General features: G+C 60.9%; 12 protein-coding genes. 7 read left to right on the top strand and 5 right to left on the bottom strand.

Translation table 11 applies throughout. The features are described 5' to 3' along the window. Positions 1-1,008 precede the first annotated feature (1,008 nt). Positions 1,009-1,845, bottom strand: coding sequence for a formate/nitrite transporter family protein (locus AC4D2C_RS18095; protein ID WP_490916205.1), 837 nt, complete (start codon positions 1,843-1,845; stop codon positions 1,009-1,011). 431 nt (positions 1,846-2,276) lie between these two features. On the opposite strand from AC4D2C_RS18095, the gene AC4D2C_RS18090 reads away from it, so the two are divergent. Further along, positions 2,277-2,585 carry a WGxxGxxG family protein gene (locus AC4D2C_RS18090; protein WP_490916204.1) on the top strand — a complete coding sequence of 103 codons (309 nt, stop codon included), beginning with the start codon at positions 2,277-2,279 and terminating at the stop codon, positions 2,583-2,585. A 250-nt stretch (positions 2,586-2,835) separates the two neighbouring features. Here AC4D2C_RS18090 and AC4D2C_RS18085 read toward each other — a convergent pair whose 3' ends face one another. Then, a complete protein-coding gene (locus AC4D2C_RS18085) occupies positions 2,836-3,411 on the bottom strand; it encodes a GNAT family N-acetyltransferase (protein ID WP_490916202.1) in 576 nt (191 codons plus the stop codon). 527 nt (positions 3,412-3,938) lie between these two features. Here AC4D2C_RS18085 and AC4D2C_RS18080 point away from each other — a divergent pair. After that, a complete protein-coding gene (locus AC4D2C_RS18080; protein WP_490916201.1) occupies positions 3,939-4,694 on the top strand; it encodes an ANTAR domain-containing protein in 756 nt (251 codons plus the stop codon). A 573-nt stretch (positions 4,695-5,267) separates the two neighbouring features. Here AC4D2C_RS18080 and AC4D2C_RS18075 read toward each other — a convergent pair. The 3 genes from AC4D2C_RS18075 to AC4D2C_RS18065 form a co-directional block, all read right to left on the bottom strand. Next, on the bottom strand, positions 5,268-5,525 hold the full coding sequence (locus AC4D2C_RS18075; protein ID WP_490916200.1) for a hypothetical protein: 258 nt from the start codon (positions 5,523-5,525) through the stop codon (positions 5,268-5,270). After that, the gene (locus AC4D2C_RS18070; RefSeq protein WP_490916199.1) at positions 5,522-6,250 is read right to left on the bottom strand and encodes a GAF domain-containing protein; all 729 of its coding nucleotides are present in this window, start codon (positions 6,248-6,250) and stop codon (positions 5,522-5,524) included. Before AC4D2C_RS18070 ends, AC4D2C_RS18075 begins: the two co-directional genes overlap by 4 nt. Before the next feature lie 119 nt (positions 6,251-6,369). Then, positions 6,370-6,993 carry an ANTAR domain-containing protein gene (locus AC4D2C_RS18065; RefSeq protein WP_490916198.1) on the bottom strand — a complete coding sequence of 208 codons (624 nt, stop codon included), beginning with the start codon at positions 6,991-6,993 and terminating at the stop codon, positions 6,370-6,372. 420 nt (positions 6,994-7,413) lie between these two features. Here AC4D2C_RS18065 and AC4D2C_RS18060 point away from each other — a divergent pair, with 420 nt between their 5' ends. The 5 genes from AC4D2C_RS18060 to AC4D2C_RS18040 all read left to right on the top strand — a co-directional run bounded on the left by AC4D2C_RS18060 (position 7,414) and on the right by AC4D2C_RS18040 (position 11,057). Beyond that, positions 7,414-8,181, top strand: coding sequence for a GAF domain-containing protein (locus AC4D2C_RS18060; RefSeq protein WP_490916197.1), 768 nt, complete (start codon positions 7,414-7,416; stop codon positions 8,179-8,181). A 64-nt stretch (positions 8,182-8,245) separates the two neighbouring features. Continuing rightward, entirely contained in the window at positions 8,246-8,956 is a 711-nt protein-coding gene (locus AC4D2C_RS18055; RefSeq protein ID WP_490916196.1) for an ANTAR domain-containing protein, read from the top strand. 285 nt (positions 8,957-9,241) lie between these two features. Further along, a complete protein-coding gene (locus tag AC4D2C_RS18050; RefSeq protein WP_490916195.1) occupies positions 9,242-9,991 on the top strand; it encodes a GAF and ANTAR domain-containing protein in 750 nt (249 codons plus the stop codon). Between the two features lie 30 nt (positions 9,992-10,021). Then, the gene (locus AC4D2C_RS18045) at positions 10,022-10,735 is read left to right on the top strand and encodes a GAF and ANTAR domain-containing protein (protein WP_490916194.1); all 714 of its coding nucleotides are present in this window, start codon (positions 10,022-10,024) and stop codon (positions 10,733-10,735) included. 187 nt (positions 10,736-10,922) lie between these two features. Next, complete coding sequence (locus AC4D2C_RS18040) at positions 10,923-11,057, top strand: ANTAR domain-containing protein (protein WP_490916193.1); 135 nt, start codon at positions 10,923-10,925, stop codon at positions 11,055-11,057. The last annotated feature ends 219 nt before the right edge of the window (positions 11,058-11,276 follow it).

Below are 11,276 nucleotides of genomic sequence, written 5' to 3'. Positions count from 1 at the left end.
TGAAACGCCGGCCCCACACACCGTTTATCGGACAGTCCCGTGCGCCCAGAACACCGGACGAATAGGCCGAGGCTTGTTCGTGTCTTGACGATCGCAGCGATGAACGGTCCTGAACGCGCTGTGGAAGTGGCTCGCTGAGTCCGGGTGAGGTTCTTCGAGGATTAGGTGGGATCGTCGCCGCGCTAATATCGTCGGTGGCCTTCTGGGCGGTGCGGGCGAGACACGCGCCTACCGGTTCCCTTTCAAAGGGGTTTGCACTCCAAATAGTTTCCCTCCGGTAGCCGACTGCTTGACGACCGAAGGGACTCCCACGTTCGTGCACGAGGCTCGTCGGTGTATTCCGGCTGAGTCCCCGCGAACGGATCCGCTGGGACATCTTCAGGGGTAACCCCAGTATGCGTCCCAATGATGAGTCGCCTCCCCGTACGCCCCATCAAGATCACATGAAGTTCCCCGGAACCGGAACCGGAACCGGCAACCGGAGTCTGAGCGTACTTTCGCCCATGACGGCAAGTCAGTAGTTAAGAAGGGGCCGGGCGCACTGCGCGCCACACGACGACACTGTCTCTCTCGTGGGCGTCCTCGAACAGCTTAATTACGCCGGGTAAATTGGTCGCAGGTCTCATCCTCATCGCATCAATGAATTTTTCTCGCTCACGAACGTCGACGGCGACCAACGCGTCGAACTGCAACTATGCATCGTGCCTTGACGTGCCGCCCGTGGTGCCACCCGGGCTGTCAAAGTCATCCATCCTCCGAAAGGGTACGAGGCAGACGCTGTACGCATCGCTTTTGCCAACGCATTGGGGGGATTTCCGAGCCGTTGCGTCGATCGCTGACCTGAATTGAGGTCTGGAAGCGACAGCGCATCAGCAGCTCGACGGCATCATCGGGAGTAGCCCTAGTTGGGTTGACCGTCGTCCCCATCAGGTGCCGCACTGGGAGATGCCCATCTTTCGGTGACACCTACCTTCAGTGAGGTTGTAGAGATGCCGGCCTCAGGTCCAGTTATCGGTCGTGGGGCGCTTCCGGGTTGTCAGGGGCTTCGTGCCGGCGTTTCTCAAGGAGTTCCTTGGTGCGTACGAGCCGCAGGAGGGTGACCAGGACCAGTCCGCCGAGCATGTTGAAGAGCAGGGTGTACCCGAACCAGGCGAGCCACTGCCCGTAGCTGATGTCGGAGCCGGAGTGGATGGCGGCGAAGATGAGCAGCGAGTCGAGGATGGAGTGGAACAGCTGGAGTCCGGCCAGGAGGAAGCCGCCGATGATGGTGGCGACGATTCGGGCAACATCGTTGTTGGTGCCTTGCTGCATGCGGCTCATGAGGGTGATGGTGCTTCCCCCGAGGACTGCGAGGGCAACGGTTTGCAGGGAGAAGGGCGCATCTACATAGTGGTGGGCACTCTCACTGACGGTGTCGGTCCACTGCGGGAAGGCCTGCATGACGATCCAGACGAAAACCCACCCACCAGCAAGGTTTGCCACCAGGGTGCCTGCCCATAGCTTTCCCAGTTGCGCGATGCTTCCCTCTTTGGCGACGACGGCGGCGACGGGCATGAGGAAGTTCTCGGTGAACAGCTCGCTGTGGGCAAGGAGGAGTGCGACCAGGCCGACGCTGAACGCGAGGCCTGCGAGCAGGTGGTTGCCGGTCTCATGCATGACGGCGAGGTAGGCCATGATGCCTAGGCCGATCTCGAATCCTCCAAAGACGCCGGTCACAAGGATGTTCCTCGTGGTGCGGTGAAGTCTCTCGGCTCCTTCTTCGATCGTTTTGTCGAAGGACTCCTTGAGTTCGTCCTCGACTGGGGCGTTCGATGCGCCCAGTTCCCGTCTGCGGTCCTCGCTCATGTCACCTTCCTGTGGCTGGGTAGAACCCGGGTGGTGAGGTTCCGGTCACCCCGTCACCAATTCTCGGGTCACCTCAGTGAAGCAGTGACCCGCGTGGTCTGCTCGCGACGGCCCGTACTTGATCTTTTCAAGACCCTCTGACGCTGATCACGCAGAAACCTGAGAATGTCAACGTAAGTGGAGACCGCTGTTGCAGTCTCATCGGGACTGTCAGATAACGGTGTGTGAGGTCCGGAATCCCGGAGGAGTGGTGGCGCGATTTTTGTATGTTTCAGCTGTCTTACAAAGCTTTAGGTTTTCATGACATGGTGGAAGCGCCGGATATCGAGGCGTGAGCGACAGTGGTCAATGGGGACCTGCAGCGGACTTTTCAACCGCACCATGTGATGGCGCATCCCACGGAACCCGGAGTTAGGAAGTAGGCTTACTAGTTGGTCCTCCGTAAGGGGGTCCTTCCCGAGTCTCAAGGAGAAGCAATAATTCGCAAGAGCGCAGCCACTGCAGCCCTGTCCTTCGCCGTCCTGATGGGCGTGGCAGCCCCTGCCACAGCCGCGGAAGAAACCGCCCCTGCTACCGAGCAGACCCAGGAAACCGACGACAGCGGTGACGCCGGCCTGTGGGGTCTTCTCGGCCTTCTCGGTCTGGCCGGTCTCCTGAAGCGAAACAAGAAGGAACACGTCGATCACGTCCGTACCGCCGGCGCGAGCCGCGTCAACGACGCGAACGGCCCCGGACACTAATTCCGATCAGCACTGAGCAGCACGAAGCAGCACTGAGCAGTTAGTTCAACGCTGACTAGTGCCATGGAGCGCTGGGCCCGTTTCGGTGCTTGGACATGACGAAGGCTCGCCGCGATGGGCGAGCCTTCGTCATAACCAGAGTCCTGCGTGGATCACCGGGAAAGCTGCCACCGCAACGGTGATCGTTGCCTGAGGCGAAGCGCCGGCGGCCCGAAGTTTTGGCGGGGTTAGAGCGCTTGGCCGAGTGGTGTCAGTCTTTGGAGACGAGTGACCGGAAGTGGGGGTGGTCATGCAAGAACTGTTGGGTCTGCAGACAGTATGGGCTGATGGCAAGGCGGCGCCGGTGTGCGTTGAGCAGGGCGCGGCGGATGAGATCAGCTGCCAGTTCGGCTTGGTAGGTGTCTTCGGTGACGAGGGTTTCCTGCAAGGTCAGGTGGCCTGCTCGTAGCGTGTAGGTGATGGTGCCGACGAGGTCACCGTCGCTGAAGAGCTCGAAGCGTGATCGCAGCGGATTGTCCCTGAACGATGTCGTCCTGCCGGCGCCGATGTGCTGGGCTACCTGTGTCTCGCGGAGTGTGAGTTCCTCGGATACGTCCTGGTAATGCGCATAGGTCTCAAAGGGTGGAGCTGTGGTGTCCAGGTCGCGATAGAGGGCATTGGACAGTGCGCGTAGCTGACGCGTCGACATGGTTGAAAGCTCTACCGGTATCGTTCGGGCAGCGTTCTGGCCGTAGCCAGGATCATCTGTGACCGTTTCGGCCGTCCCTAGTCGGCCGAGGGACCGTACTGAACGGCCGAGGACAGATCCGAAAGGGGTGGTGGACATTGCAGACACCTCACGTAACGAGTTTTCGTCAGGCATCTGTTTAGCCGTGAGAGAATCTAGACGATTCCTAGACCAGCGTGCAAATCGTCTCTTTAGCTACCAGGTGCAGCCAGCCAACCGGTCGGCTCGTCACACGGTCAGTTGGGTAACTTTTGATGGCTCTGCTCGTGGCGCGACGCGGCAGATGTGATGAGGAAGCCGGGCCGCGGAGGCCCTGGATTTTGGGGCCTGCGAGAGTAGTGCTGAGGGCGCGAAACGAGGGTGTTGAACAGGGGTGCAGAGCGGTGGGGCCCTGCACCCCTGCCGTCCTTAGTGCCGGCTGCTTGACCCAAGGACTTCTTCCAGTGAACGGGTATCCGGTCGGGGGAGTGACCGATCCTCTCCTGATGATTTATGCGGCGAAGTGTGAGATGGGACGGAACTGAAGTGTGAGATGGGCTGGAAGTATGGGATGGGGCCAGCCGGCTGAGCTTATGCCAAGACTGAAACTCAAGATCGAGACAATCGAAAGGTGGGGTGCGAAGACCATGAGTGAGGACCCAGGTGTGGCAAGGGGCATGCCATCTATCCATCATGATGGGCAGGAGCGGGCCCGGGATCTGGCGACGCAGCTCGCGGAGCTCGCCCGGTCGCTGCAGCAGGCCCCTGACGCGGATGCTGTTCTTGCCGGTTTCGTTCACGCCGCCCTGGACCTGATTCCGGGAGCGGACGAGGGGTCTGTCAGTGTCGTCCTGGGCCGGAAGAACGTCGGATCCAAGGCTCCTTCGGGGGATTTGCCCGAGCGTATTGATGCGCTGCAAATGGAGACCAATGAGGGTCCGTGCCTGGAAGCGGCCTACGAGCACAGCACCGTCCGTGTTCCTGATATGAGTGTCGAGCAGCGGTGGCCGCTTTTCGCCCAACGCGCCACAGAGGCAGGCGCGCAGGGGATGCTATCGATCCAGCTGTGGGTTGAAGGCGATGACCTCGGCGCCCTGAATCTGTACTCCCGTGAAGCCAACGCTTTCACCGATGAATCGGAGAACATTGGGTTGCTGGTTGCCTCTCACGCCGCAGTGGCCTTTGCAGGGGCGGAGAAGAACCGGCACCTCAAGGAGGCCATCGATTCACGAGACGCCATCGGCCAGGCCAAAGGTATTCTCATGGAACGGCACAAGATCACTGGGGCTGAAGCGTTCATGGTGCTGTCCCTGGCCAGCCAGCGCACCCACACCAGGGTCGTCGACGTCGCCTACGACCTCATCACCAGCGGCGAACTCCCCATCAAACCCGGACGCCGATGAACAGTCCTGCAGACAACCGTTGTAATCTGCTTTCGGTCATCTGGGTTGCGCCGATACCAGGCAACACTGCCCCCGGTATGAACAGATCCTGGGGCAGTGTTGAAGCCTAGATGGACAGCTGATCAGCAGCGTCGGTCAACAGTGCTGGCTGTATCGACGGCAAACCTGGATTTTCTGGAAGTGTGGATTCGGTACTTCGAGTGCACTGGTACAGCCGATGAGCTCGAGCTGGATGCTCATTTGGAGGGGCTCGTCTTTCTCCCTGATGACCAAGCCGACATCCTGTCATACGCCGTCAACGAGCTTATCGACCAACTACCGGCTCGCCTCCGCGCCCCCTACAGCCATGAAATGATCCCTGACGGATCCCGGTGAAAGTATGGGGAACAAGAGCGGAACAACACCGCATTCAAGGTAGACCGCTGAGCCCATAATCTGGCTGCCTGTTCGTTACGCAGCGTCAGGTGGTACCTGGTGATGACGAAAAACAGTCTCGCACCTACAGGAGGCGCCCACACGAGGCGCGGCTCGCATCACGGGTTGAGGCGGGGTGGCGTGAGCGATGGGTTCGGATCACAGTGAATCGCTGTAGGGGGCACGGGGTGGTGGAGCTACTTGAGCGATAAGTTCGTTGACGGCGTGCGAGACCAGGTCCCTGTCCAATGGGGGTAAGACGATGAGTCCATGGAGGTAGGCGTCGAGTTCGAGCTCGTCGGCGTCTCCACTGATCGAGAAGTAGTGGATCCATACCTGCTGCAGTGTGAGACTCGCGGCGTGGAGAGCGTAGAGCGTTGACTGCCGCTGGTCCTCTGCTGGCAGTTCACCTGTCACTGCGCACTGCTGGCATGGTTTCCACGGTTCGCGATGATGCGGGCTTGATCGCCGATAGTGGTTCCGTCCTGGCCAGCCATGTCGAACAGTTTTTCCATGGCTTCCTGCACTCCGATGTCGTGGCGTTCCATGAGGATGCCGCGGGCGACACCGACAGCGTCCCGTCGTACGAGTGAGGTTTTGACGTCGTTACTGATGCGTTGAGGCATGTCGCTGGCCTGCACATGCCCAAGGAGTGCGGCCGCGGAGTGGGCCAGCTTCATCAGTAGCTTCCGGTCCTCATCTGAGAAGGCATTTGGGCTGTCGGAGTAGACCTTCATCGCTCCTAACGCCGCGGGTTTCTTCAACAGGGGAACGGAGAGGCAGGACCGGATGCCGGCTTGAGCTGCGGCCGTTGTCCATGGCTGCCATCGCTTGTCGGTGTGTGTATCGGTGATGTAGACAGGGGTGCCTGTGGACCAAGCACTCAAGCATGGTCCTCCACCGAGTTGATACTGCAGATCATCGGCCGTCAGTACCCCGTCGCTGGTGGCTCCGACGCTCAAGCGTTGACCGTCAGTGTCGATGAGGCTGACACCGGCGCCGTAGGCAGCACTGATGATGTCCGCGGCGACCTCAGCGAGACTGTCGACGGCGCTATGAGCAGTCTCCTCCGTCAGCAGATGGCCATTTGTGCGACCAAAGATGGTGTAAAGCTCGGATGAGGGACGCGGTGGTGTCACCATAGGAATCTCCTGAACAGCGGCGGAATTAAGTAGTGGAAGTTGGCGATGGAAGCTGGCTTTGTCGGTGCTGCGGACTGCTCTTTGTCGTAGTTGGCCCTACTCGGTTGTTCGTCGTGTCGCTAATTCTCGAAGTGGGTATCAGGCGGATTCGGATCACACGTGCCGACAACATGTTCCGCGGTCGTGTGGAGCTTCAACTGCCTCGTATTGGAGGCCCGTTTGAGGATGGCGATGGCCTGCGCTTGTGTGCACCTGTTCTGGGCCATCACCATGCCCACTGCGAGGTTGATGACGGTCCGTGAACGCAACGCCGCTTCAAGATGAAGCTGCCTGTCCACAGCGGCGGATCGCTGAAACACGAGTCGAAGAGCCCGCGATGCCGCCCGCGCAAACGCCTGCGCTTCGTCCTCATTCTCGCCGGTGAAGACGACGCCGTTCTGTGCCTGGAACGACAAGGTCACATCGGTTGCGTCACCCACATCCAGCGGTATGACGATAAGTGCTGAATCGCGGACGAAATGAATCGGCCGACGGTCAGGACCGTCCTTCGTACACGTGAAAGGGCTGCTGGTAGTTGAACTGGAGGTCCGGCTGGTGGTCGTGACGACGTGACCGCCCTGAACATGCTCGAGGGTGAGAACACAGACCGTGTCGGTGCCCACCGAGAAGTGCTGGCTGCCTAGTGAAACGACGCCGGCACAGAACGTTGCGAGGTCCTCATCGCGGAGGACGAGATCAAGCAACCGTGCTGCAAGGTCAGCACCTAGAGTGTGCATGTGGGCGTCAGGAGTCCTGCTCCGAAGGTCAGGCTGGGAAGCTGACAGGGGTAAAAAGTAGCGGTGTGCTGGTGGGTGCACCATCGTGAGACTCCTCGGCGGCAGAGAAAATTGCCATGCCACCGGGGTCTGGGGTGCTGGTTCAACAGTGCGACATAGCAGCCCGCCCGTCAACTCGACAGACCCTGCTCAGTTTCTCCTGCTGGAGGGAATGCTCCTGCTTGACAGGGAGTAGGACGACCGCGATGAGCAAGTCCTTCTCCGAGGGGTACGGGCTATGGTTGAGTCAAGTACCTCGTGATATTCAGGAATCGTCGGCGGATTGTTGAAGGGCTGCTCGTGCATCAGTGCCCCCGCCGTAGGGCCGCAGCCAACGATCCGAGACCCATGACAAAACCCTCACCCGTACCCTCACCCGACACCCCTTCGCCGAGCGACGAGTTGTGCGCGGTCTATCTCAACGAGCTTCCCGTTAACGGGGCTGCGATCTCAATCTTTGCGGGAACAGGCAATGAAACCCGCATCACGGCGACCGATGACGTTGCTGTGGCGCTGGATGAAGCGCAGTTCACCGTCGGGGAAGGACCGCGCTGGGATGCGGTCCGCACCCGACTCCCCGTGACCGTAACCGATACAGGTGCAGCTCACCTGATATGGCCGGCACTGGGCGCAGGTCTTGCCGAAACCGGTGCGGCAGCACTGGTGGTCCTACCGCTCACGGTGGGCGCGGTCGACGTCGGCGTCATCGAGTTGCACTGTCGTAAGCCAGGGCCGCTCAGTCCAGCCCAGCTCGCGCATGCTCAGAGGTTGGCGGCCACGACGTCCTTGGCCCTCCTGCACCTGATCCTCGACCAGCAACGCCATCCAGGATTGAAGCCTTCACTCGAGGGTGAGCCATTGGAGCGCCGCGAGATACATCAGGCGACGGGTATGGTCCTCGTGCAAGCTGATGTGTCCGCCGCCGACGCTCTGTTGCTCCTTCGCGCCCACGCATTCGCTTATGGGATTCCGCTCAAGGACGCAGCGCAAGCCGTCGTCAATAGGCGTATCACGTTCACTCCTGATGAGAACTCGGGCTTCGACACATCGTGGAGCTCGCCTAATGGTACTGATCCTGATTCGGTATCGGATCACGCCGGTCATGAGGAAGACTGATGAACGTACTTCATGATCCCCGCCGCCAGGGCGCCGATACGAAGCAATCCCGAAGGGCGGCATCATGGTGACCCGGTCACGACCCGAACAGGTCAGCGCAGCATTCGTGAAGCTCGCCGATACGCTCGTCGCCGATTACGACGTCCTTGACCTCCTGCACACCCTGGTAGAGGAGTGCGTGAAACTTCTCCAGGTGGATCAGGTGGGCCTCCTCCTTGCCAGCCCTACCGGTGACCTGCAGGTCGTGGCGTCAACGAGCGAACAAGCCGAACTCGTCGAGATCCTGCAACTACAAGCAGGTGAAGGCCCCTGCATCGAGAGCTACCACTCCGGAATCGTCACGACCATCGCGGACCTCACCACCATGGATAAGTGGCCGGCCTTCCGTCGGGCCGCCCTGGATCAAGGTTTCATCTCCGTACATGTTGTACCTCTGCGTATTCACGACAGGATCATCGGTGCCATGGGCCTGTTCGGTTCCACAGCCGGGGATCTTGCCCAGGAAGACGCCATGATCGCCCAGGCCCTCGCGTCGGTGGCGACCATCAGTCTGCTGCAGGAACGCACCATCCGGGAATCCCAGATCGTCAACGAGCAACTACAGCGCGCGCTGAACAGCAGAGTCCTGATCGAGCAAGCCAAAGGCGTCATCGCCCAGACCTCCACCGTCGGAATGGACGAAGCCTTCCGCCGGCTGCGGCACCATGCCCGATCCAACCAGCACACCCTCGACGGCGCCGCACGAGACGTCATTGACCGGACAGTCGTCCTATAGGCCAGCTCCCCACTCCCACCGCGCTACCCAGGGTTCGACGAACCAGAGTCAAGGCGGGCTGACACCACATAAAGGCCGTGGTTCGTGCTCCAGAGCGAAGAGTCAGTGCTGCAGCACCTCAGGGACACCTCAGGGGATGCCTGGGGGTGGGAAGGGAGGAGCAAAAGAATCTTTCTCCTGTGAGCAGTTGCCCGTCGACCTGACGACGCTCCGGTCGGTGTCTAGACTTCTATCAGAGAGTCACCGAACCTCCTATGGGTCCGCATACTCCTCCGTTGAATCAAGATGTTCCCTGAGAAAGGGCGAGGAAATGCTGGACCGGTTCTACGCCCCTGGCACCCGCGACTGCGGGGGCCGCTGGTGACGGGACAGGATCTGCCCGGGTTGGATGAGCTGTGTTCGGCGTTGTGCGCGTCGTTCATCGAAGCGGTGCCGGTGACAGGGGCCGCCCTGTCGGCGTTCAGTGGGTCCTTGCAGGAGACCAGGCTGGGTGCCAGCGACAAACTCGCCGCCAGGCTTGATGAGCTTCAATTCGATCTTGGGGAAGGCCCGCGGTGGGAAGCTGCCCGTTCCCGGATGCCGGTCCTCCTTCCCTATGTGCGGTCGATGCCGCATGAGAAGTGGCCGGTTTTCGGCAAAGCGCTGGTGGAGACCGAGGTGCAGGCCCTCTTCGTGTTCCCCCTGGTCGTCGGTGCCATGGACATCGGGGTCGTCGAGCTCTACAGGACGACCCCGGGGGAGTTGGACGAGACCGGGCTGGTCACGGCACGCGCCCTGGCGGACGGGGCGGCGTGGGGCCTGCTGCGCCGGGTCCTCGCCCCGGACAACGGCGACAGTCCTGATGGTGGACTGTCTCCGTCGCGCCGGGAAATCCACCAGGCGACGGGCATGGTGCTCGCCCAGACCGGGGGGACGGCCAGGGACGCGCTATTGCTGCTGCGCGGGCACGCGTTCGCGAACGGGCAGACCGTGCGGGAGACCTCCGGCGAGGTACTCGACAGGCGCCTGGACTTCACGCCGCCCTCGAACCGATAAACCGGTGAAAAGAGGCCTACAGTGAGCTTCATGGAATCCACCACTCGCGCAGGCCGGGTCAGCGCCGCCTTCGTGAGGATCGCGGACACCCTCGTCGACAAGTACGACGTGCTGGATCTGCTGCACACGCTGGTGGATGAATGCGTGGACCTGCTTGATGCTACCGCTGCCGGGTTGATGCTGGCCGGTCCGGACGGTGTGCTGCAGGTCCTGGCCTCCACCAGTGAGGAAAGCCATCTGGTGGAAGTCCTGCAGCAGGAAACAGGGGCCGGGCCCTGCGTGGAGTGCTACGCTACCGGTGTTCCGGTCACCATCCGCGACATCGCGGGGACCGGAGATCGGTGGCCGGAGTTCAAGGACGCGGCCGCAGCCCAGGGTTTTCAGTCGGTGCACGCCTTCCCGATGCGCGTCCGGGGCAAAACCATCGGTGCAATGAACCTGTTCCGGACCGATACCGGTGAACTCAATGACGAGGACGTCGCGATCGGGCAGGCACTGGCGGACGTATCCACGGTCAGCATCCTGCAGGAGCGTACTATCCGCGAATCCGCCGTCGTCAACGACCAACTGCAACGAGCACTGAACAGCCGGATCCTGGTCGAGCAGGCCAAAGGCGTCATCGCTCATGTTTCGAATGTCACCACGACCGAAGCCTTCCAGCGACTGCGTGCCCACGCCCGGTCCAACCACACAAGCCTCCGCGAGACGGCTGAAGCGGTCCTGAACCGCACACTCACCCTCTAGATTCTGCGTTCGAACCATGGCGTGGCCCACACATGGGTTCGAGGGCTACTCGGACAGAGCTTGAACGTGCTCAATCCGGCGCGACGCGGACATTCACATTGTGAGGTTGGAGTTCGCCATCATCTATTGCTAGCGCTGCGGGACGCCCGTGATCTGCTCGATTACAGCTCACCACGGGGCCTACCTCATGGCTGAGCACCACTGCACCAGCGAAGAGGCCTTCCTCCGGCTGCAGAAAATGTCCAACGACACCCATGTGAAGCTCACGCACGTCGCGACCGCCATCGTCTACCAGATAAGCGCACCGCGAAGCGGTGGATAGGCAACACGACTCTCCCTCAGGGCGTCAAGCTATTTCGTACCCCTTGGCTGACTCAACCAATGTCAGATCACGTACAACAGACGAGGGTTCACGCGTCATGACCGAAGATGATCTCCGTAGGATCGCCGTTGCCACAGCAGGTAAGGAAGCCGCTGCTATCTAGGTCGTAGGACAATGGCGCCACAGATGCAGCATCGCGTTCGGAGCTGATTGGACTGA

Source organism: Arthrobacter sp. TJ-240 (assembly GCF_058269195.1).
The sequence above is the reverse complement of the archived record's forward strand: the minus strand, read 5'-3'. Positions and strand labels throughout refer to the sequence as shown.